General features: G+C 68.7%; 16 protein-coding genes. 10 read left to right on the top strand and 6 right to left on the bottom strand.

Annotated features, from left to right (window positions below):
• The first annotated feature begins 8 nt into the window (after positions 1–8).
• From RN729_RS09915 to RN729_RS09905, 3 genes are all read left to right on the top strand, one after another.
• Positions 9–557: a hypothetical protein gene (locus tag RN729_RS09915; RefSeq protein WP_310784342.1), complete on the top strand. Its 549-nt coding sequence runs from the start codon at positions 9–11 to the stop codon at positions 555–557.
• Positions 558–733: 176 nt separating this feature from the next.
• Positions 734–2,668: a prolyl oligopeptidase family serine peptidase gene (locus tag RN729_RS09910; protein WP_310784340.1), complete on the top strand. Its 1,935-nt coding sequence runs from the start codon at positions 734–736 to the stop codon at positions 2,666–2,668.
• Between the two features lie 103 nt (positions 2,669–2,771).
• A complete protein-coding gene (locus RN729_RS09905; protein ID WP_310784338.1) occupies positions 2,772–2,978 on the top strand; it encodes a hypothetical protein in 207 nt (68 codons plus the stop codon).
• Positions 2,979–3,047: 69 nt separating this feature from the next.
• On the opposite strand, the gene RN729_RS09900 is transcribed toward RN729_RS09905, so the two are convergent.
• From RN729_RS09900 to RN729_RS09880, 5 genes are all read right to left on the bottom strand, one after another.
• Positions 3,048–4,781 (bottom strand): serine hydrolase, encoded by a 1,734-nt coding sequence (locus RN729_RS09900; RefSeq protein ID WP_310784336.1) that lies wholly within the window; start codon positions 4,779–4,781, stop codon positions 3,048–3,050.
• A gap of 52 nt (positions 4,782–4,833) precedes the next feature.
• Positions 4,834–6,438: a PQQ-dependent dehydrogenase, methanol/ethanol family gene (locus tag RN729_RS09895; protein ID WP_310784334.1), complete on the bottom strand. Its 1,605-nt coding sequence runs from the start codon at positions 6,436–6,438 to the stop codon at positions 4,834–4,836.
• Positions 6,435–7,256 carry a c-type cytochrome gene (locus tag RN729_RS09890; RefSeq protein WP_310784333.1) on the bottom strand — a complete coding sequence of 274 codons (822 nt, stop codon included), beginning with the start codon at positions 7,254–7,256 and terminating at the stop codon, positions 6,435–6,437. Before RN729_RS09890 ends, RN729_RS09895 begins: the two co-directional genes overlap by 4 nt.
• Positions 7,257–7,318: 62 nt before the next feature.
• Positions 7,319–9,385, bottom strand: a complete 2,067-nt coding sequence (locus RN729_RS09885; protein ID WP_310784331.1) for a S9 family peptidase — start codon at positions 9,383–9,385, stop codon at positions 7,319–7,321.
• A 2-nt stretch (positions 9,386–9,387) separates the two neighbouring features.
• Positions 9,388–10,005 (bottom strand): hypothetical protein, encoded by a 618-nt coding sequence (locus tag RN729_RS09880; RefSeq protein WP_310784329.1) that lies wholly within the window; start codon positions 10,003–10,005, stop codon positions 9,388–9,390.
• A 106-nt stretch (positions 10,006–10,111) separates the two neighbouring features.
• On the opposite strand from RN729_RS09880, the gene RN729_RS09875 reads away from it, so the two are divergent.
• From RN729_RS09875 to RN729_RS09855, 5 genes are all read left to right on the top strand, one after another.
• Positions 10,112–12,109 carry a prolyl oligopeptidase family serine peptidase gene (locus RN729_RS09875; RefSeq protein WP_310784327.1) on the top strand — a complete coding sequence of 666 codons (1,998 nt, stop codon included), beginning with the start codon at positions 10,112–10,114 and terminating at the stop codon, positions 12,107–12,109.
• Positions 12,110–12,216: 107 nt separating this feature from the next.
• On the top strand, positions 12,217–13,650 hold the full coding sequence (locus tag RN729_RS09870; RefSeq protein ID WP_310784324.1) for an Ig-like domain-containing protein: 1,434 nt from the start codon (positions 12,217–12,219) through the stop codon (positions 13,648–13,650).
• Positions 13,651–13,857: 207 nt separating this feature from the next.
• Positions 13,858–15,495: a hypothetical protein gene (locus RN729_RS09865; protein ID WP_310784321.1), complete on the top strand. Its 1,638-nt coding sequence runs from the start codon at positions 13,858–13,860 to the stop codon at positions 15,493–15,495.
• Between the two features lie 83 nt (positions 15,496–15,578).
• Positions 15,579–18,014 carry a CehA/McbA family metallohydrolase gene (locus RN729_RS09860; RefSeq protein WP_310784318.1) on the top strand — a complete coding sequence of 812 codons (2,436 nt, stop codon included), beginning with the start codon at positions 15,579–15,581 and terminating at the stop codon, positions 18,012–18,014.
• Entirely contained in the window at positions 18,011–18,478 is a 468-nt protein-coding gene (locus RN729_RS09855) for an NUDIX domain-containing protein (protein ID WP_310784315.1), read from the top strand. Before RN729_RS09860 ends, RN729_RS09855 begins: the two co-directional genes overlap by 4 nt.
• A 31-nt stretch (positions 18,479–18,509) precedes the next feature.
• Here the strand turns inward: RN729_RS09855 and RN729_RS09850 are convergent, their stop codons facing one another.
• The gene (locus RN729_RS09850; protein ID WP_310784312.1) at positions 18,510–19,970 is read right to left on the bottom strand and encodes a sodium/solute symporter; all 1,461 of its coding nucleotides are present in this window, start codon (positions 19,968–19,970) and stop codon (positions 18,510–18,512) included.
• A 243-nt stretch (positions 19,971–20,213) separates the two neighbouring features.
• Here RN729_RS09850 and RN729_RS09845 point away from each other — a divergent pair, with 243 nt between their 5' ends.
• Positions 20,214–21,509, top strand: coding sequence for a pyridoxal-dependent decarboxylase (locus tag RN729_RS09845; protein ID WP_310784310.1), 1,296 nt, complete (start codon positions 20,214–20,216; stop codon positions 21,507–21,509).
• A gap of 29 nt (positions 21,510–21,538) precedes the next feature.
• On the top strand, positions 21,539–22,210 hold the full coding sequence (locus tag RN729_RS09840) for a hypothetical protein (protein ID WP_310784307.1): 672 nt from the start codon (positions 21,539–21,541) through the stop codon (positions 22,208–22,210).
• Position 22,211 lies beyond the last annotated feature (1 nt).

Raw genomic sequence — 22,211 nt, 5'->3', positions numbered from 1 at the left:
GCGTCCGGGTGCCCCGCACCGGTCTCGCGCTGGCGCTGGGCGTGGCCGGCACGTTGTTGGCGGGTGGCGGCGCGCGGGCCCAGACCTTCGTGGAGGTGCGAAGCGGTCTTACGGTGGGAAATCACACGTCAACCGCGGCGGGTCTCGAATGGGTTCCCGCCCTGTCGCACGAAGTCCGGATTTCGAGGCGGCTGCGCCCGCGGGTCGCCGTCCACGCCGGGTATGTCCGGACCGCATTCGGCTGCCGGGAGGGATTCTGCCGCGGCAGGGAGCCGACGGTCACCGGCCAACATGCGGCCATCGGTGCGGAGTTGTCGCAGGGCTGGCTGTGGGGCCGGGTCGGCGTCCTCTACGGGACCACGCGCGTCGGGACGGAAGGGGAGACGCCGCAGGCGGGCCCCGGCCTGGAGGCGGGCGCCGGACTCCGCCTTCGCTTCGGCCGCCTTCGCGTCGGGCCGGGTCTGTCGTGGCGGCGCATGTCCGCGGACACCCCGTCGAGCGCCGACCATGCCGTGTCGCTCGGTTTCGATCTGGGCGTCGGGTTCGAATTCGACTAGCTTCGGATGCCCCACATACCGGAGGATCGGATGGGCTTCCCACACCGCCGGACCCGCGCCACGCATGGCGTGCATATTTTTTATACTTCCAACGATGACGAGTCCGGTACGCACATACTCGAGCGAATGGGCGCTTTCCTCACCCGGCACCTGCGCCTGCGGGAGGAGGGGGCGCGATGAAAGCCCGCACTCTTCCCGGTACTTCGTGGATTGCCTCTCTGCTCCTGGTTTCGGCCGCGTGCGGGACGCCCGACGATGCGATGCCCGGCGGGGGCGCGCCGGTCGTACTCGATCTCACGCTCGACAACATCCACCGCAACAGCGCGGGCGCGCACGGCGTCTCCATCTCGCCGGACGGTCGCCGCCTGGCGATCTCCGGCTCGGGGCCGGACGGTGCGGGGCTGTACCTGGCGGCCCGCGACGGCGCCGGCGGCTTCGGGACGCCGCGCTTCTGGCTTCAGGGCTCGAACCCGGTCTGGGCACCGGGCGGCGACCGGATCGCCTTCGCGGCCGGTGGTCAGATCCGGGTCGCGGACGTCGGCGACGTCGAAGCACGCCCGCTGATGGACCGCATGGAGGGTGTCCGGGCCCCCGCCTTCTCCCCGGACGGGCGGACGATCGCGTTCTACTCGACGGCGAGCGGCCACCAGGACATCTGGCTCGTGCCGGCCGACGGTGCGACCCCGCCGCGCCAGCTGACCGAGGCCGCCATGGCCCTCGACGATCCGCGCTTCGCGCCCGCCTGGCGGCCGGACGGCCGCGAGATCCTCTACGTGTCGAACGCCTCCGACTACTGGCGCGATGACCTCTGGCTCGTCAACGTCGAGACGGGCGACCGCCGCCAGCTCACCCGCTCCCTGATGGCGATGTCCACCCCCGTATGGTCGCCGCAGGGCGACCGGATCGCCGTCTTCGGCACCGCCAGGGATGAGTACTGGTACGAGGACCTGTCCTACATCTACGTGATCGAGGATCTGGAGGCGGGCGCCGGGGCGTCGGAACGCATCGTGGACATGCAGGTCTACGCGACCGATGCGGCGATGCGGCACGCCCCGTCCTGGTCGGCGGACGGCGCGTTCATCTACTTCCCCTACCTCGAACGCGGCACGGTCAACGTGTGGGCGGTGCCCCACGCCGGCGGCGTGGCCACGCGCGTCACCCACCTGGAGGGGACGATCTCGCGCGTCAGCCACACGGCGGGCGCCGGCACCCTCGCCTTCGTCCACTCGTCGCCGACACGGGGAGGGGAAGCGTACGCCCTCGACCTCATCGGCGGCGTACCGGAGCGCCTCACCTCGTTCGCGCCGTCCTGGCGATCCGTCGCGGCGCCCCGCGAGATCGCCTTCCCCAGCTTCGATGGGCTCCGGATCCAGGGCTTCCTCTACGACCCGCCGCAAGGGGCGGAAGGAGCCACGTGCCCGGCGCTCGTCCAGGTCCACGGGGGCGGGACGAATTCCTACCAGCAGGGTCTCAATCTCACCGAACAGTACCTCGCCTCAAAGGGGTTCGTGGTGCTCGCGATCAACTACCGCGGGGGATCCGGCTTCGGTCGCGAGTTCCAGGAACTCTCCGTCGAGGACTGGCTGTGGGACCAGGCGCGCGATGCCGGCGCGGCGGCCGATTTCCTGCGCACGCTCCCCTACGTGAACGGAAAGGTGGGGATCTACGGCGGCAGCTACGGCGGGAGCATGTCGCTGTCGGCGATCAGTCTGACGCCGGACCGGTTCGACGCGGCCGTCCCCATGCGCGGTGCCTACTCGAAGCTGAACACGCTCGAGTACACGGACCGGCTGGGGAAGATCTTCTCCGTCACCGGCCACGGCGGCACGCCCGAGGAGCGCCCCGACACGTATGCCAAGAGCAACGTCGTGTCGCGCATCGCCGACATCACGGCCCCCGTTCTCCTCATGCACGGGGAACTCGACCGCCGCGTTCCGATCCAGAACTTCGAGAACGCGGTGGCCGAATTCGAGCGGCTCGGCAAGAGCATCGAGGTGAAGACGTACCCGGACGAAGCGCACGGTTTCCGGAACCCGGACAACCGCGTCGACACCTGGTCGCGCCTGGAGGAGTTCTTCAGCCGGCATCTCGGGGGCTGCGCCGCGGGCTGAAGGCCGCCGGTCCGGAAACTCCCATCGCCGACCCCGCGTAGGAAGTCACGGTACGGGCGTGGCCCCGCCCGCCCGGAACGACGGACTCCCGGGGAGGACACACGTGAAGAACCCATTGACGGCCGCCGTGCTGAGCTTCCTGGTGCCGGGCATCGGCCAGTGGTACAACGGCAAGTTCCTGCGCGGACTCTTCTGGCTGCTGGTGACCCCCGGCCTGTGGCTCGGCACCGGCGGCACGCTGGGCTGGATCTGCCACATCGTGTCGGCGGTCACCGCGTACAGCTACGCGAACCGGCTGTACGTCCGCTGACCCCCGGCAGGCCGAGGCAGACCCCGCGTCAGCGCCGCTTGAGCGCAGCGGGGCTCGTTGCCGCGGCCACTAGGGCACGCGTTCGAAGCGACCGTAGTAGTCCATCTCGACGCCCGTCACGCGCGCGGTGTCATCGAGCAGGAACGAGACGCCGATCCTGACATCGCCGAACCACATGTCGAAGCGGTCGACGTGCCAGTGCTCGAGAGGCATCCGCACGGGCCGTTCCCGGCCATCGAACTCGGCCACGAGCCGCAGTTCGTCGGCCGATTCTTCAGCTCCGTTCGCCGGCCCGTTGCCTGTCCCGTTGCGTGCGGCGCCCGCCGATGCGTTCGCGGCCGGCCGTTCGTTCACTCCCGGAGTCCCGTCCCAGCGGCCCAGCCGGCCCTCCGCGGGCATGAGCGGCGGGATCGCTTCGTCCGTCAGGCGGATGCGCAACTCGCCGGCGTAGCCGTTGCGGTACGTGCCGACGTAGGCCTCGAGCGGCACCGAGGGCCCCTGGTCGAGCCGGGCTGCCTGCCGCGCCTCCTCCGCCTCGAAGATCCGGCGGTTCCCCTCGGCGACGCTCCGTTCGAATTCCGCATGCCAATCGCGGCTCCGCAGTTCATCCGTGCCCACGAAACGCGCCATCGCCCACTGCGTGAGCACCCACGGAAGCTCGGAGTTCCGATTCGTCGTCGCCCACACGCCGAAGCCCTGTTCCGGCGCCAGCGCGATCGAGCAGTTGAACCCCAGGGCATTCCCTCCGTGGCCCACGCCCGTGACGTCCCCGAATCTCCCCGTCGACCAACCCATCGCGTACGCGCCCGGCCCCTCGAAGGGCATCCAGCTGCTCGGGTTCGGTATCACGGTGTGCGGCGTATGCATGAGTTCGACGGTTGACCGCGAGAGCGGCGGGTTCGGGTGTGTGCCGACGTGGAACCGCATCCACTCGGTGATCTCGTCCGCCGAGGTGATCACGCCGCCTGAGGGCACGGTGACGTCCTCCGCGTACTGCCACGGCACGGGCTCCAGCGGCATTCCCGTGGTCGCCGCGTTCCCGATGAACCGCCGCTCAACGATCGCGTGCGGCTCGGCGTGGTTCGGGCTCGCGTTGGCGGGCGCCATGCGCGCCGTCGTCGTCGTCATCCCCAGCGGATTCCAGAGCTTCTCGCGCGCGTAGGAGTCCCAATCCGTTCCGGAAACCGTCTCCACCAGATGGCCGGTGAGCACGAACATGTCGTTCGTGTAGCCGTAGCGGTCGCGGAAGGCGTGGTCCGGATCGGTGTGGGGGAGGCGCATGAGATAGTCTCGCCGGTCCGTGACGAGCGGGCGCAGCGGCTGGTTGCTCCCGGTCCCGACACGGTGCGTGACGATGTCCCGCACGCGGATCTCGCGCGTCGTCCACGGGTCGTGGAGACGGAACCACGGGATGTGGTCCGTGATGCGGTCGTCCCAGCGCAGCTTCCCCTCTTCGACCAGGGACGCGATGGTGGCGGCTCCGAACGCCTTCGAGCAGGAGCCGATGCTGAACAGCGTCCCTCCGTCGACGGGCGTGTCCCGACCCAGTTCGCGCACCCCGTAACCGGTCGACAGGTAGCTCCGGCCTTCATGGACGATGGCGAGACCCAGCCCCGGCACTTCCCACCGCGCCATGGCGTCCTCGACCCACGCGTCGATCTCCTCGACGCTCGGCGGAGACGGCAAGGGCGACTGCGCCCGCGCGGCGACGGTCGCCGACAGGAGCGCTGCTCCGAGAAGCGCCATGGCCGGCACGGCGCGGCGCCGCAGCTGTTGCACGGAAAGACGGTTCCGGGATGTCATGACGGCCTCCTGCTCAAGTCACCAGTTGTTCGATCTTCGTCCGTACACGAGGCTAGGGGAGTCCGAATACCCACAGGACGGCGCCCGCGGCGGTGGCGACGCGCTGTTCTCCGTCCACCTCGAACGACATGGGGGCGGTGCGGACACCGGCGCCGGCCTGGAAGTCCCACAACGCCTCGCCTGTCTCGGCGTCAAGGGCGAAGATGTTGCCCTCGTTACTCCCCCCGAAGACGAGACCGCCGCGCGTGGCCATCACGCCCGCCCACGGCGGGGAGAGCAGGGGGAACTCCCACTGCAGTTCTCCCGTGAGGACGTCGAGTGCCTTGACCGCACCGCTCGCGTCGTCTCCCGATAGCGCCTGCTCACCGCCGCCGAGAAACGGCTGGCCGGGTTCGTATTCGACTTCCGCCTTGTAGTAGATGGCCCCCATGATCCGGGTCGGCTGGTAGAAGAGCCCGGTGTCGGGGCTGTAGGAGGGGCTGAACCAGTTCGCCGCCCCCTGCAGGCTGGGCCAGACGAGGTTCCCCTCCTCGGTGGGTTCCGTTCCCGGGATCACGATCGGCCGGCCGTTCTCGTCGAGGCCCTCGGCCCACGTCTGCTTCGAGTACTCCACGCCGTGCAGGAACTCGCCGGTCTGGCGGTCGAGCACGTAGTAGAAGGCGTTCCGGTTCGCCGTCACGACCAGCTTGCGCGGTTCACCCTCCCATTCGGCGTCCACGAGCACCTGGATCTGATTCGCATCCCAGTCGTGCGTGTCGTGCGGCGTGTACTGGAAGTACCACTGCATCTCGCCCGTGTCGGGATCCAGGGCGAGGATGGAGTTCGTGTACAGGTTGTCGCCGGGCCGCAGGTCCCCGTTCCAGTCGGGCGCCGGATTCCCGGTGGGCCAGTAAAGGAGATCCAGCTCGGCGTCGTACGAACCGGTGAGCCACGTCGAACCGCCGCCGTGCTCCCAGCTGTCGCCGCCCCACGTCTCACTCCCCGGCTCGCCCGGCCGCGGGATCGTGAACGTGCGCCAGAGGAGAGTTCCGGTGCCGGGGTCGTAGGCGTCGACGAACCCGTTCGCGCCGGCCTCCGCGCCCGACACGCCGACGATGACCTTGCCGTCGAGCGCGAGCGGCGCCGTCGTGATCGAGAAGCCGAGAAAGTTGTCCGCGACGTCCACCTCCCAGCGGACGGCGCCGGATCCGGCGTCCAGGGCCACGAGGCGGGCGTCGAGCGTGCCCACGAACACCGTCTCATCGAGGATCGCGACGCCCCGGTTCACCCGCGGAAAGCCGATGTTCTTCGTCGAGGACGGGACATCGGCGGACCAGTGCCAGAGGCGGCGCCCGGTGCGGGCGTCGAGCGCGCTCACGTTGCTCGGCGGCTCCGTCACGTACATCACGCCGTCGACCACGACCGGCGTCGTCTCGATGAGCCCGCCGCTCATCTGGTAGGCCCAGATCACCTTCAGCTCTCCGACGTTGCCGCGGTGGATCTCGTCGAGCGCGGAAAAACGGTGCGAGGCGTAGTTGCCGGAGTACGTGAACCAGTTGTGCGGCTCGTCGTCCGCGTTCACGAGGCGCTCGAACGGTACCTGCGCGGCTGTGCCCGCGAGAACCCCGCTGCACAGCAAGGTCGCCGCCGCGAGCGCGGAGACCGTGACAGTCTTCATGATCCCCCTCCGAGGTCGGTCAGGAAGGCGACGAGGTCGTCGATGTCCGCTTCCGTCATCTCCTCCACGGCGGGCATCAGCGAGTGATCGAACTGTTTCTCGAGTTCCACGAGGTCTTCCTTGCGAAGCGAGACCGTGCGGCCGGAGATCGACCGCAACTGGATCGTGAAGGCATCCTCGTTCACGCGCATGCCCGTGATGACGCGGCCCTCGCGCGTGACGGCGCGGATCGGCAGGTATCCCCTGAACCCCCGCAGAATGCCTCGTCTGGTGACCGGCAACTCCGACCCGGGCGTCCGCAGCGACGCGTAGAGGTAATCGACGCCGCGCCGCTGCCCGATCCCTGTGAGTTCGGGGCCGATCCCCGTCCCGCGGCCGTCGACGACGTGGCAGGAGTAGCAGTCGCCCGCGGAGGCGAACACTTCCTGTCCCCGCGCGGCGTCCCCCGCGACCTCCCTGACGACGTCCTCCGCCAGCGAGCGGACGTAGGCGGCGATGAGGTCGACCTCGAGGTCCGACACGAGGTTGGATCGCGTCCCCGGCATGCCGGTACCTGAGATCCCGCCCCGGATCACCTCGACGAGCGATTCGTGGTCCGGCGCGCGGGGCAGGGTGGGGCGCGCCAGGCTCGGCCCCTCTCCCCCCTGGCCGAGCATGCCGTGGCACCGGCCGCAGTGGGCCTGGTAGAACATCTCGCCGCGCGCGAGACCGGCTTCCGTGACGTCGGGCTCCTCCTGGGCCGCGGCCGGGCCGGTTGTTGTCGCGAGCATGCCTGCCGCGAGCACGAGACCGCAAAGACTCGGACGGGAGCGTCGCACGATCCTCCTCCTCCGCGGGCGTACCTTCATGTCGTTAATGAACGTAGCGGCCCAACAGGGCGTCACGGAACCAGCGCTTCCGGCTCCAGGACCCAGCGCGTGAGCCATTCCACGTTTCTCGACATGAGATCCCGCTGGAGACGAGGGGATCTAACACCATGTGGCTGATCGGGATAAAGCACGAGGGTCGTCGGCGCCTTACCGATGGCGCGGACGGCCTCGAAGAACTGGATGCTCTGTTCAGCGGGCACCCTCTCGTCCCTTTCGCCCACCTGGATCAGGAGCGGTGTCGTCACGTTTTCAACATGGCGGTACGCGGAGCGCTCCTCGTAGAGATCCCAGTCCTCCCACGGCTTCGGACCCAGATACGTGTGGTAGAATTCGGGGATGTCCGTCTGCGAGTACATGGAGATGAGGTCGTTCGCGCCGGCGCCCGCGCTCGCGGCCCTGAAGCGGTCGGTCTGCGTGATCCCCCAGTAGGTGTGGTGGCCTCCGAAGCTCCATCCGCTCACCGCGAGCCGTTCGGGATCCGCGATTCCGCGCTCGACCATGGCGTCCACCCCGGAGTCGATGTCGACCCAGTCCCGGCCCGAGATGTCGCCGCGGTTGAGACCCCGAAAACGCTCGCCGTAGCCGCTCGAGCCCCGGTAGTTCGGCTGCAGCACGGCGAATCCCATGCCCGCGTACACCTGCACCGGGTAGGCGCCGCGCGTCGCGTTGAAACGGTCCGATGAGATGCCGGAAGGGCCGCCGTGGATCACGAGGACCATCGGGACGCGGTCCCCTTCCTCGTACCCGACGGGAAGCGTGAGCACGCCTTCGATCTCCTCTCCTCCGGCCCGCGAAGGCCACGACTCGACCCCCTGCTCGCCGAGCGCGAGATCGGCCACCTGCGGGTTCAGGTCGGTCAGACGCTCGGGACGAAACGTGTCCATCGAGGTGATGAAGATGTCCGGAGGCGTCATGCCGTCCTCGGCGGTGAAGGCGAGGAAGTTCCCGTCCGCGGATGCGGAGGCGCCGGAGTAGTAGCGCCGGCCATCGGTCAGATCGCCCGGCGCGCCCGCCGCGGCGCCGTCGGCGAGAGGGATCCGGTACACCGTGGCTCCGGTGCGCCGGGCCGCGGAGACGATGAGCCGCGCCCCATCGATGTGGACGAGGTTCGCGTTCGCGTCCAGATCGCCCGTGAGCGAAACAGGGTCCAGCGCGCTGCCGTCCGCGCCGAACGGCACCCGCCACAGCTGCCGATTGAAGGTTCCGAGGAGTTGTCCCGTCCCGGACACGATGAGTCCCGATTCATCGTCCCACGCTACCGGATTCTCGCCGCCCGGGATGGAGGTGACGCTCCGGGCCTCCGCTTCCGCCCCCGCCTGGACGTACGTCGCCCCGTAGTAGGTCGTCCTCAGCACGGGCGACGACCGCGCCCCGAACGCGACGGCTCGCGAGTCCGGGGACCATACGAAGGACACCACGTGGAGGCCGTCCGGCGACCACCTGACTCCCTCGCCGGCCACATTGTCCTCGACTTCGGCAACGTGGAGGCGCGACCACTGGTCCGTGTAGACGGAGTCCCAGACCATCGGGCGTCCCCGCACCTCCTCGAGTTCGCGGTCCGCCTCCGTCGCGGAGGGGCTCGCCACGAAGCCGAGCCGCCGGCCATTGGGCGCGAAGCGGAAGCTCCCGACCGAGGTCTCGTGGGACGTCACCTGCCATGCCTCGCCGCCGTCCGGCCGGATGCCGTAGACCTGCCTCACCCCTTCGCGGTCCGAGGAGAAGGCGAGCCATTCCCCCGATGGGTGCCAGACCGGCGAATCGTCGGATCCCGGGCGGAAGGTGAGCTGACGGACGTCCGCGGGGCCGCCCGCCGCCGGAACGACCCATACGTCCGTCTCCTGGCGGTCCTCTCCCATGTCCCGTTCCGTGACGACGTAGGCCACCCACTGTCCGTCCGGGCTCACGGAGACCTGCGACAGGCTCTTGAGGGCGAGGACATCCTCGACCGTCATCGGGCGGCTTTCCTGGGCGAGCAATCCGGTGGAGAGGACGAGGGAGAGAACGGAACCCGCGGCGAGAAGCCGGGAGCCGGGGAAGGTGACGTCACGCATGGCACACCCCTGACGTTGGAGAAACATCGTTACTCTTCGCCGCTGATCCCCTGATAGAGCAGGATGAACGCCGCCGCCTGCACGACGTGGTACAGCGCGTTGTGGTCGAACCAGACGGGGTGGATCGGGATCTGAAGTTGCTGGATGGCCGCCGCGGCGAAGGTGAGCCCGAAGCCGATCAGCGCCCGCCGCCGGCTCGCGGTGGGGCGGCGACGCCAAGCCCGTGCAAAGCGCACGGTGAGAAAGATGACGGCAGGCAGATAGAAGGCGACCGCGACGGCGAACGCCTGCCACCCTGCCAGCACGATGGCGACGTAGGCGATGTAGGCGAGCCCGGCGAGCCTGGTGATCCACCGCGTACCCCCGGGCGGGCCATCGATCCGTGCGCCCAGGCCCCAGGCGGCGAGTCCCGTAGCTCCCACCGTGAGAATCGTGGCGGGCCAGAGGACGCGGTATCCGAGGGTCGCGGCGTCCCCGAAGAAGCCGTGCACCGTGCCGGCGAAGAGGGCCGCGGCGCCCGAGCCGGCGAAGAGTCCCATCGCCCACGGGCGCAGATCGGCCCTCACGTGTGAGCGCGCGAGCCACACCAGCACGGCGCAGAGCAGCGTGAGCCCGTAGTCGGTCAGCGTGACGGCAGGTTCGGTCAAGGCGCTTCGACCTCCGGTCGCGGAATGGGTTTTTCCTTCTCTGATCGGTATTGTCGGACCATCGCCCCGGGCAATACTCATGCGAAACCGTCCCTCAGGAGGAACCGTGTCTCGATCCCCGCGATCCGTCCGAAAGCGCCACAGGCGGTACGCGGTCCTGGGGCTCCTCGCAATCGGCTGCTCGCCCCCCGGCGGCGGGGTCGTCGACGACGGCCGGATCCCGCTGACGCTGGAGAACCTCTTCACGGCCGCGGGGGGCGCCGGACGCGCCGTGCTCTCGCCCGACGGATCCATGCTCGCGGTGGCCGGACCTGTCGAAGGCGCGGGGGGACGCGGGATCCACCTTGTCCCGACTTCGGCGACGGGGGAGGTGGCGGCCGCGGAGGGAGAAGCCGCGACCTTCCGGCTCGCCGGCGGCGCGCAGACGTGGTCCCCGGAGGGGGAGCGGTTGGCCTTCATCGCCGGAGGAAGCCTCGTCGTCGCAGAAGCGGGAACATCGGACCGGGTGGTCGTGGTGGAAGGCGTGAGCGGTCTTCGCGCCCCCTCGTGGTCGCCGGACGGCACGACGCTCGCCTACTACTCCACGGCCTCCGGCTCCCAGGACATCTGGCTCGTCAACGCGACCGGGGCGACGCCCCCGCGGCAGCTGACGGCCGGCGCGGCGGAGGCCGACGACAGCCGCTTCAGCCCCATGTGGTCGCCGGACGGTCGGTGGATCGCCTACATCTCCAACCGGGCCGACTGGTGGCACGACGACGTGTGGCTCGTCGCCGTGGCGTCCGGCGAAGCGCACCGGGTCTCCGCTTCGCTCATGGCTTCCTCGAGCCCCGTCTGGTCGCCGGACGGATCGAGCCTCGTCCTGATGGGGACGTCCAAGGACGAGTACTGGTACGAGGACCTCGCGTACCTGTACCGTATCGACCTCGATCTCGCCGGTACCGTCCCGCGCGTCCTCCGCGAAGCGCCGCTCGACATGCAGGTCTACGCGACCGACGCGATCATGCGCTTCGACCCCTTCTGGTCCGGCGATGGCGAGCGCATCTACTTCCCGTACCAGCAGCGCGGCGCCTTCGATCTGTGGTCCGTCCCCGCCTCCGGCGGCGTCGCCACGCGGGTCACGAACGTCGGCGGGGCGTGGTCGTCGCTGCACGCGACGCCGGACGGCAGCCGCGCCGTGTTCACGCGGGATGCGGCGACGGAGGGCAGGGAAGCCTGGCTCCTCGACCTCGACGGTGGAACCCCGGCCCGCGTGACGGACTTTTCGCCGGACTTCGAAGGCGTCCAGCGTCCCGCGGAGATCTCCTTCCGCTCCTTCGACGGCCTGTACATCCAGGGATTTCTCTACCTGCCGCCGGCGGTCCGGGTCGCGCGCTCCGCCGGCTCCGACCCGCCCGCGTGCCCGGCCCTCGTCCAGGTGCATGGGGGAGGGACGAACTCCTACACGCAGGGGACGAACCTCGTGGAGCAGTACCTCGCGAACGAGGGTTTCGTCGTGCTCGCCATCAACTATCGCGGGGGGTCCGGCTTCGGTCGCGAGTTTCAGGATCTGTCGGTCGAGGACTGGCTGAACGACCAGTCGAAGGACCCGGGCGCCGCGGCGGACTGGCTGCGCCGCCAGCCGTACGTCAACGGGCGCGTGGGCATCTACGGCGGGAGCTACGGAGGCATGCAGTCCATGTCCGCGATCACGCGCACGCCCGACAAGTTCGATGCGGCTGTCCCCATGCGCGGTATCTACTCGGAGTCGCTGACCCTCCGCTACGCGGACCGTCTGGGGAAGATCTTCACGATCACGGGGCATGGCGGGACGCCCGAGGAGCGGCCCGAGATCTACGCGAAGAGCGAGACGCTCGACCGGATGGACCGCATCACCGCCCCCGTCCTCATCATGCACGGAGAGTTCGACGTAAGGGCGCCGTTCGAGAACTTCGAACTCGCGGTCGAGCGGCTTGAGGCGCTCGGCAAGGAGTTCGAATCGAAGACGTATCCCGAGGGACACGGCTTCCGGGATCCCTCCAACTCGGTCGACATGTACAGCCGGCTCGACGCCTTCTTTGACGAGCACCTCGGAGGGTGCCAACCGGACGACAGGTCTTTAGACTAAAAAATAACCGGTCCTGTTTGCAGGCACACTCGGGGGCGTTGCCCGGTAGCGGACATGGCGGTCCTTCACGGCCGGCACCCGTCCCCGAAAAGACGGAAGGCGAACCCATGGCGAAGCGCATCCGCACGACCTCCGGCAGCTCCGATTCCTATCGCTCCCCCCGTGCACGCGCCGCGCGTTCCGCGGTGCTCGGCTTTGCCGGTCTGGCGGTCCTCTCCTGTGGAGGGGACGAGACGGCGGGACCACCGCCCGGGCCGCCGCCGCCGCCCCCAACCGCGACCGTGCCGGCGAGGATCACCCTGGACCCGGAGACGGTTGCCGTCGTGGCGGGGGATACGATCCGCGTGAGGGCGCGCGTCCTGAACGACCGGGCGCAGCCCATCTCGGATGCGGTGGTGACGTGGACCATCAGCGATCCGGCCGTCGCGACGATCGATGCCACCGGGCTCGTGACCGGCCTGAAGGAGGGCAGCGCGAGTCTGACGGCCACGTCGGGCCCCGTCTCGAACTCCGCGCCGGTCGCGGTGCACAGCCTGGATCGGGCGACGCTCATGGACCTCTACGTCGGCACGCGCGGGGGCGAATGGACGAACAACGACGGTTGGGGGACGGACGCGCCGGTCGGAAGCTGGTACGGCGTGACGGCGAATGCGAACTCGCGCGTGACGGCGATCGACCTGAGCGAGAACGGCCTGAGCGGTCAGCTTCCGGAGGACCTCGGCCGTCTGGCCTTCCTCACCGAACTGCGCGTGCACGGAAACGCGGGGCTCTCCGGCCCCATCCCGGCTTCTCTCACGGAGTTGGGCATACAGACGCTGCAGTACGGCGGCACGATGCTGTGCACGGTGCGCGACGAGGGCTTTCAAGCGTGGCTGAACGCGATTGCGACGCGCGATGGCGAGTTCCTCGCCTGCAACGAGGAACGGTCGGACCTGATGAAGTTGTACGCGGCCATGGGCGGAGAGAGTTGGACGGAATCGGGCAACTGGGGGACGGACGACCCGCTCGAAGACTGGTTCGGCATCTCGGTGGACGATACGACGGGACGGGTCACTACGATCAACCTGAATCGCAACAACCTGTCGGGTGAGATCCCTCCCGAGATCCAGTACTTCCCCAGCCTCCGGGTGTTGCGGCTGGACTACAACCGGCTCGAGGGCGAGATCCCGGCGGAGATTGGCCTCCTCACCGAACTGCGGCGGATCGACATTGACGGAAACGCGTTCCAGGGCGAGATCCCGCCCGAAATCGGAAACCTGGAGAACCTGAGAGTGCTGTGGATCGGCGGGGGTGAAAACCAGCTGTCCGGCTCCATCCCACCCGAACTGGGCAACCTGGAGAGCCTCGAGGAAATCCACCTGTACGAGGCGCGGTTGGACGGTTCGATCCCGGTGGAGTTCGGAAACCTGACCGAACTGGAGGTGCTCCGTATCACCGAGACAAGGATCGACGGGGGGCTGCCCGAGAGCCTGGCGGCGCTTGGGAAGCTCCGAAGGATCCTCCTCTACGACAACGAGCTGTCGAACCCCCTGCCGTCCTAGCTTGGCCAACTCGATAGCCTGCGAACCCTGTTTGTTGCCGACAACAACATCGAGGGCCCGATCCCTGCGGAGCTCGGACAGATCGACAGCCTCGCGTTTCTCCTGGTTGAAAACAACGAGCTGTCTGGCCCTCTGCCGCCGGAGTTGGGCGACGCCAGCGAACTTTATCGGATATGGGTCCAGGGTAATGCTGACCTGTCGGGCCCCTTGCCCGAAGACCTGACCCAGCTCGAGGAACTCTGGGAGTTGATCGCGGAGGACACCGGACTGTGCATGCCTCAGACGCCCGCCTTCCGAGACTGGATGGAATCGGTGTACTTCAAGACCCGAATCCAGTTGTGCGGCGGGGAGGCCCACGCCGAGGCCTACCTGATTCAGGCGGCGCAGTCGCGCGAGTTCCCTGTCCCCCTCGTCGCCGGCAGGGAGGCGCTCCTGCGCGTGTTCGTGGCGTCCGAACAGGAGACCGGGGCCATGCTCCCGCCGGTGCGGGTCACGTTCTTCGTGGACGGTGCGGAAGTGCACGTCGAAGACATCCCGGCGGGTTCGTCCGCGATACCGACGGAAGTACAGGAAGGCGAACTCGATCTTTCGCCCCACGCCGTCATCTCCGCCGAGGTGATTCAGCCCGGACTTGAGATGGTCGTGGAGATCGACCCCGACGGGACGCTGGATCCGAATCTCGGCGTGTCGAAACGCATCCCCGAGAGCGGACGGACGACGGTCGATGTGAGGGCCGTCCCCCCGCTGCTCCTGACCCTGCTCCCCATGGTCTGGACCGAGGACAACGATCGCGAGGCCGCGACGTTCGTGAGCACCGCCGACCCTGAAGACGAGTTCTTCCGGCAGACGAGGACGTATCTTCCGGTGGCGGAAATCGAGATTGCGCGCCATGCGAGCATTACGGTCGATTCGAACGACTCCGGTGACCTCATAGCGGACGTTGGAAGGATCCGGGTCATGGAGGAGGGGGTGGGACACTGGGTCGGTCTGATCCCGGACATCGGGGGTAACATCGCGGGCCGCGCGACCTTCCCGTTCTTTTCAGACGAGATCCCCTATTCGGGGAAGGTCGCAATCTCGGTCTTGAGCGCGGAGACGTTCGCGCACGAGCTCGGACATAACCTGAGCCTGTTCCATGCGGAGTGCTCGGGGAACGAAGGCGGTCCGGATCCGAGCTTCCCCTACGAAGGGGGGCGAATCGGCATCTGGGGTTGGGATTCGCGGGACGGCGGGTCGCTGGTCGACCCAGCGTCCCCGGTGCGGGATTTTATGTCATACTGCGATCCGACGTGGGTCAGCGACTACTACTTTGCGAACGCGCTGCGCTACCGGCTGCAGGATACGCTCGAGGTGTGGGAGGCGCCGGCCGCGAGCCGGACGCTGCTCGTATCCGGGGGGGCCGACGCGGACGGTGCGCTCCACCTCGACCCCGCGTTCGTCGTCGACGCGCGCCCCGTGCTGCCGCACGCCCCCGGGCCGTACACGCTGACCGGAAGGCGGGCGGACGGCAGCGAACTGTTCTCTCTCCGCTTCGACATGGGAGTGATCTGGGACGGGGACGGGGAGTCCGGATTCACGTTTGCGCTTCCCGTGGAGCCGGCATGGGAGACGGCGTTGGCGAGTCTCTCCCTCGCCGGGCCGGGCGGCAGCGTCGAAATCGCCGAGGGGAGCGAGCCGCCCATGGCGATCCTGCGCGATCCGGCCACGGGGCAGGTCAGGGCCATCTTCCGCGATCTGCCTTCCGGTCCGCTGGCCCAGAGCGCGGCGGATGCGCGCGCTCCGGAGCCGGGGCTCGAAGTGATGGTGAGCAGCGGGCTCCCCGGCGCGTCGGCCTGGCGGCGCTGAGCTCGTCGCGCGTGGGGGCGCATCCGGTTCGTCCGTCGCCGGTATCGAGCGGCCGGTCCGCGGTTTGCGGGGCGCTCGGCGCGATGTTCCTCGCCCTCGCGGCGGCCCCCGCGGACGGGGCGGCGCAGTGGACGAATCGCTACCCGAAGGTCGCGGGGTACGGCCATCACGTGTACCTCGAGGGCTATGAGCTGCCCACGCTCACGGCCGGGCCCATCGATCCGGCGCTGTCGCCGGGCGGCGCGCGGGTGGCCTTCGCCTCGCACGGCTGGATCTGGGTCATGGATCTGTCGAGCGGAGTCGCGCGGCGGCTGACCCGCGGCGGGGGGATCGACGCGCGGCCCGCCTGGTCTCCCGACGGCGAGCTCATCGCGTTCGTGCGCGATGACACCGAAGACACGGAGATCGTCTGGGTCGCCGCGGGCAGCGGAACGGAACTAGGCCGCGTCGACAGCCCCGGACTCGAACTCGACCCTGCGTTTTCCGCTGACGGGACGAAGATCTTCTACTCATCGGCCGAATCGGAGGCCGGGGCCCTGGATCTGTGGGCGGTCGACATCGAGAGCGGCGTGCGGCGGCCGGTGACCGACGCACGCGGGATCGAACTGAAGCCCCAGCCCGGCGAACGGGCGCTCGTCTACCTTTGGAAAGGCGGCGGCCGCGACCGTGTCGTCCTGCGGTCGGGCGATGCGGCGGAGCCGCGGACGCTCATCGAGGGGAGCATCGCGTCCATGGCGCGGCCCGCTCTGAGTCCCGACGGGTCCACCGTGGCCGTAAACTGGCCGACGCAGGAGGGGTGGGACCTCCGGCTCCTCAACGTGGCGGAGCCCGGGCCATCCATCCTGCTGGCCTCGGGCGGCTTGCCGCTGACGCCCGCCTGGGACCCAGCCGGCGAGTGGGTCTACTTCGCCGAGGCCGATGACCGGGAACGCATGAATCTCAAGCGTGTGCGAGCCGCCGGCGGTCCCATCGAGACGGTGGACGTGACGGCCTGGGACTGGGGTGTTGCGACGGCGAGTCTTCGGATACGGACGGTGGCCGAGGAGGGCGGCGCTCCGGTGGCGGCCCGGCTCGCGGTCGTGGACGGCGCGGGGCACCCGCTGGTCCCGGACGGTCCGGCGTCGCGGTTCGACGGACAGAGCGGCCGCGTCTTCTTCTATTCGCCAGGTGTCATCGAACTCACCGTTCCGGTCGGCGAGGTCACGGTCTCGGCCGTTCAGGGGCTCGCGACGCCCGAAGCATCCGCGACGGTACAGGTGGGTGCCGCGTCCGCCGCCGCGGAGGTCGAAGTCGTGCTTTCTCCCGTTTGGGACGCCCGCGCCGGCGGCTGGAGTTCGGGCGAACACCATTTCCATCTCAACTACGGCGGCCCCTACGACCTCTCGCCGGACGACCTGATGCCGATGATGCGGGGCGAGGCGCTGGACTTCGCCACGCCGCTCCTCGCGAACCTCCACAACCGGTTCGAGGATCAGGATCTGTGGACGTGGCGGCACTCGGGCGGCCCGCCCTTCGTCCGCTTCGGGCAGGAGGTCCGGTCCCACTTCCTCGGCCACCTGGGCCTGATCGAGATCGACGACCTGTTCTGGCCCTGGGTGTGGGGACCCGGCTACCAGGTCTACGGATCGGACGACCGCGCGAACGCCGAGCCGCTGCGACATGCCCGGGCCCAGGGAGGCTTCCAGTACTACGTGCACCCCGTGAGCACGCGCGGCATGCCGCGCGCGACGCCCTGGGCCGAAGCGTCGATCGCCGACCTCTACGGCGTCGTGCCGATCGAACTCGTCCCCGACGCCGTGCTGGGGAATCTGGATGCGCTCGAGATCGTCTGCCTGTGGAGCGACGAGATCCTCACCTCGCAGATCTGGCACCTGCTGCTGAATGCCGGGATCCCGATCGTGCCCTCGGCCGGGACCGACGTGATGAACAACTTCTACCGCACGATGGCCATCGGCACTTCGCGCGTGTACGCGCAGACCGGGACGGTGGAAAACTGGTCGACCTACATGGACGCGCTGCGAAACGGCCGCAGCTTCGTGACCAACGGACCGTTCATCGAGTTCAGCATCGACGGAGCCGAGCCCGGCCACATCGTGTCCGCCGGGGAGGTCTCGTGGTCGCTCGACGTCGCGACCGCCACGGAGGTGGAGCGGGTCGAGGTGCTGGTGAACGGCGAGGTGGCGTGGAGCGGGGAGGGGCTCGGCGGCCCCGGCTCGCGCCGCTTCGAGGGCGACCTGACGCTTCCGGAGGGGGGATGGGTCGCTGCGCGTGCCGTCGGAGGCCCGGCCCGCTGGCCGATGATGGCGAACTACCCGTTCGCGCACACCGCGCCCGTGTGGATCGGAAGCGTCGGCAGTTCCGATCCCGCCGTCCGCCGAGCTGCGGCTGCCGAACTCCTCGCGATCCTCGGCGTAGCGCGGCTCAGGTTGACCGCGGGTTACGGCGGTGCGGACATCCCGAATATCCTCGATCGCTTTGACGCCGCGCGGGAACGGCTGGAGGCGCTGGCTGCGAGATGACGGGCGACTGCGGTCCCAACGCCCGCCCTACGCGTCACGCGATGGCCCTCGTGATCGAGGATCCGGAATCGGCCGGTAAGACGCCCCGTTGGCTGCTCGTGCGCCGCCCCGATGACGATCCCGATCTGCCCGGCGTGTGGGGTCTGCCCGCGGGCTCGCATGCCGACGGCGAGGCGGACAGAGCTCTCGTTCGGCGCATCGGCCGCGAGAAACTCGGCGTGGAGACCGAGGACCTCGGCCGCCTGAGCGAGGGCCAGCTCGAACGCCCTGGCTATCGGCTCGAGATGCGCCTGCACGCGGCCCGGATCGCGGCGGGCGAACCCCGCGTGCCGCAGTCCGTCCCCGGCGTCACCCAGTATTCCGAGTGGGGCTGGAAGCCGTCGGTCGAACTCCGGCACGGGGCCGACCGGGGGTCGCTGTGCTGCCGCCTCGCCCTCGATGTCGCGGCGGCGAGCGGAGAATAAGCTCGAAGGCCTGCCACAGGCCGGCTACTGGCTAGAGCTTGATGTCGAGGCGCTTGGCCGCCGCCAGCGGCGGGGCCGCGAGGCCGCAGCCCACGTACGCGGCGAGCGAGAGCGCCATCGCGGGGAACACCTCGTGCACGGCGTCCGAGAACGGAACCAGATCCCAGCACAGCAGCACCGTAAAGCCGGTCAGCAGCGAAGCCACGGCCCCGGCCCCGGTGCCTCGCCGCCAGAGCAGGCCGAGCACCACGGCCGGGAAGAAGCAGGCCGCATAGAGACCGCCCGAGAACGCGGTCAGCGTGACGATGCTCCCCGGCGGGTTGAGCGCGAGCCAGGCCGTGATGATCGCGAACAGCGCGACCCAGAGCCGCGTGTGCGCCACGGCGCGTCCCTCGTCGCGTCCTTCCTCCACGCGGCGGAAGAGCGAGATCACGTCCCGCTCCCAGGTCGAGGCCATCACGAGCAGTACGCTGTCCAGCGACGACATCGCCGCCGCGAGCATGGCCACGAGGATGAACGCCGCCGGGAGCGCCGGCAGGATCCCGGCGTCCCCGAGCAGCGTCGGCACGACGAGATCCGATTCCGCGAGTCCGCTGCCGATCACCGCGTGGGCATAGAGCCCGATCGGGAGCAGGAGCGTGTACACGCCGAGAAAGGCAATCGTCGACACGATGAGCCCGCGGCGCACCGCCTGCGGATCGGCAAGAGCGTAGAAGCGCGAAAGCTGTCTCGGGTCGACGATGAACTTGAGCGTCCCCGCCACGATGATTCCCACGAGGACGGGGAAGGGCATCGCCGCGTCCCAGCGGAAGAGTCCCGAGGTGTCGGGCGCCGCGCGGATCGCGTCGATGGCCCCCAGCCCCCCGGCGCTGTTCAGCGTCCCCCAGAAGAGGAGGATGGCGGCGATCGACATCACGATCCCCTGCACCGCATCCGTCTTCACGACCGAGATGAACCCCCCGACGGCCGTGTAGAGGACGACGACGACGAACACGAACCCGATCGCGCCCCTGTAGGGGATGTCGAGGAAGATCTCGAGCAGATTCCCGATCCCCTTGAAGACCGCGATCATGTACAGGAAGCTGGCGAAGATCACAATGATCGCCGCCAGGACGCGCGCCGCCCGGCTCTCGAAGCGGAACCCCACGTAGTCGGCGAGCGTGACCGAGTCCACCGCCCCCGTGAAGGCGCGGAGCCTCGGCGCGACCCAGATCCAGGCCGAGAGCGAGAAGATGACGACGGCGGGCGCGAGCAGCAGCCACGGCGCCCCGTAGGTGTACGCCTGTCCCGAGAACCCGACGAAGCTGTTTGTGCTCGAATAGGTCGCGAAGAAGGAGAGGCCAAGCACGACTCCACCCATCGACCGCCCGCCGACGTAGTAGTCCGCCCGGCCCTTCGTCCCGCGCCGGCCCTCGATCGCGTGCCGCACGAGCAGGGCGCCGTACACGGCGAGGAGAGCCACCGCGATCCAGTGTGTCTGCAGCCAGGCCATTCGTTTGTCAGGTCCCGGGTTTGGGGGGGCGGTCTCGGGTCCGGCTTCGGCAGTACGGCGACCCCGGTATCTGACGGGACGCCGCCTCCTCAGACAAGCCCCTGCTCCAGGCCCCGGATCGCTCGTCGGCCCCGTGCGTTGCCCCGCCCATCTTCTCAGACAAGGTTGGATTTCGACGACCGGCAACGGACGGTGACGCGGGCGGATCCCGGGTCACGCTACCGTACGACGGAGGGCATCGAATTGGCACAGGCAACGAGTACCGCGAGTCCCGGCGTTCAGACCCGAAAGCGGATCCCCGAGCAGGGAATCGACTGGGAGACGCTCGAGAGCGAACTGCTCGGCCGGAAGGCGATCGACTACGACTGGAAGAACGGTCGCGTCCCGTACCTCGTCTACTATGTCAATGAGGCGCTGAAGCGGGTGCAGGATGCGTCGCACGCCATCTACTCCGTGGAGAACGCCCTCTCGGGCCAAGGCTCCTTCCCGAGCGTCGGGGCGATGGAGGAAGAGGTCGTCCAGATGGGCCTCGACCTCTTCAACGCGCCGGAAGGTGCGGCGGGCCAGTTCACCTCCGGAGGCACGGAGAGCATCTTCCAGGCCGTGAAGGTCGCGCGGGACATGAAGCGGGAGGCGCGTCCCGACCTCGGCCGGCTCAACATCGTCGCCGCCTACAGCCGGCACCCGTCGGTGGACAAGGCGGCCCAGATCCTCGACCTCGACATGAAGTACGCGGATTGCCGGCCGGACTTCCGCGCGGACGTGGACGCCATCCGCGACGCCATCGACGAATCCTCCATCTTCATCTACGCCGGCGCCCCCACGATCTACTACGGGCTCATCGATCCCATGCGGGAACTCGGTGAGCTTGCCCTCGAGACGGGCGTCCGCCTGCACTCGGATGCCTGCTACGGCGGCTTCATCTCTCCCTTTGCGCGGGAACTCGGCTATCCGGTCCCCGATTTCGACCTCTCCGTGCCGGGCGTGTCCAGCCTGTCCGCAGACCTCCACAAGTTCGGCTTCGCGCAGAAGAGCGCCTCGCTCGTGCTCTTCGCCGACGGCAACGATGTCGATTACGCCCGGTACGTCGTTCGCGACCTCGCCGGCGGCTCCTACGCCTCGGCCACCGCCCAGGGCTCCCGGCCGGGCGGCGCCGTGGCCTGCGCGTGGACGATGCTCCGGCACATCGGCCGGGAGGGATACCGGGAGATCGTGCGCGGGATCATGGAGACGACCCACGCTGCGATCGAGGGCGTAAGGGCGATCGACGGCCTCTACGTGTTCGAGCCCGAAGGGGACACGAACCTCTTCCGCTACGATGTCGAACCCGGGGAACCGTTCAATATCTTCGCCGTCGCGCGACTCATGAACGAGCGGGGCTGGATGATGGGTCAGCACCGCAAGCCGCCCGCCATCCACCAGCCCATCACGTCCGTCCACACGCCCGTGCTCGGCGAGTACCTCTCGGACCTCGGTGAGTGCGTCGCCATCGCGCGGCGCGACCGTCTCCAGGACACGTTCCTCGACGGCACCTACTAGGGCCGCCGCCTACCTAACAGGGAGGCAGAATGCCGGCCGGAGCACTCTCGGCGGTGGTGATCGCGATCCTTACCCTGCTCGGGATCGGTACGCGCTACTACGTCCACGGAGATCTCAACGCCATCCACTGTCTGTTCAGCCTGTTCTTCTCCACGAATCTGCTCATCTGCTATTGGGAGGCGTGTCTACAACTGCGGCTGGACTACATCGAGAAGCGGGCCGTGTATTGGCGCGAACGGCGGCGCGAGACCGGCCGGAGCCCGGCGGTCGAGTTCCTCACCACGAGGGTGCCGCCGGGACGGATGTTCTCCTCGGCGGTCTGGGCGGACGCCTGGGCCACGTACTCGATGTTCGATGGGTCGTATTCGGATCGCCGCACCTTCGGGTTCATCGTCGATATCGCCAACGGTTACTTCACGCCGGTGCCGACGCTGATCCTGTATGGGGCCTTTACCGTCGGTTTCCTGCCGGCTGTCGTCGCCGGCATTATCGCCGCCATGCTGTTCTGGCAGTGGACGTACGTGTCGTCGCTCTATTGGGTGAGTTTCTTCGTGGCGGGGAGGCGGGCGCTCATCACGAAGCGGGAGTTCTTCGTCTACATTGGCGTCCCGAACGCGTTCTGGGTGCTATGCCCGGCGTTCGGATTGTACGTCTCCGTGCGCCTGATCCTGGATGGCAACTACGGCATTCTGGGCTTCTGAT

This window comes from Candidatus Palauibacter polyketidifaciens, from assembly GCF_947581785.1.
In the GTDB taxonomy this organism is placed as follows: Bacteria; Gemmatimonadota; Gemmatimonadetes; order Palauibacterales; family Palauibacteraceae; genus Palauibacter; species Palauibacter polyketidifaciens.
The sequence above is the reverse complement of the archived record's forward strand: the minus strand, read 5'-3'. Positions and strand labels throughout refer to the sequence as shown.

What these genes read in the sequence shown, in the direction of transcription:
- RN729_RS09860 (WP_310784318.1), top strand. Translation starts at nt 15,579, where the DNA reads ATGTTCCTCGCCCTCGCGGCGGCCCCCGCGGACGGGGCGGCGCAGTGG.
- RN729_RS09895 (WP_310784334.1), bottom strand. Translation starts at nt 6,438, where the DNA reads ATGAAGACTGTCACGGTCTCCGCGCTCGCGGCGGCGACCTTGCTGTGC.
- RN729_RS09870 (WP_310784324.1), top strand. Translation starts at nt 12,217, where the DNA reads ATGGCGAAGCGCATCCGCACGACCTCCGGCAGCTCCGATTCCTATCGC.
- RN729_RS09900 (WP_310784336.1), bottom strand. Translation starts at nt 4,781, where the DNA reads ATGACATCCCGGAACCGTCTTTCCGTGCAACAGCTGCGGCGCCGCGCC.
- RN729_RS09855 (WP_310784315.1), top strand. Translation starts at nt 18,011, where the DNA reads ATGACGGGCGACTGCGGTCCCAACGCCCGCCCTACGCGTCACGCGATG.
- RN729_RS09885 (WP_310784331.1), bottom strand. Translation starts at nt 9,385, where the DNA reads ATGTTTCTCCAACGTCAGGGGTGTGCCATGCGTGACGTCACCTTCCCC.
- RN729_RS09840 (WP_310784307.1), top strand. Translation starts at nt 21,539, where the DNA reads ATGCCGGCCGGAGCACTCTCGGCGGTGGTGATCGCGATCCTTACCCTG.
- RN729_RS09850 (WP_310784312.1), bottom strand. Translation starts at nt 19,970, where the DNA reads ATGGCCTGGCTGCAGACACACTGGATCGCGGTGGCTCTCCTCGCCGTG.
- RN729_RS09910 (WP_310784340.1), top strand. Translation starts at nt 734, where the DNA reads ATGAAAGCCCGCACTCTTCCCGGTACTTCGTGGATTGCCTCTCTGCTC.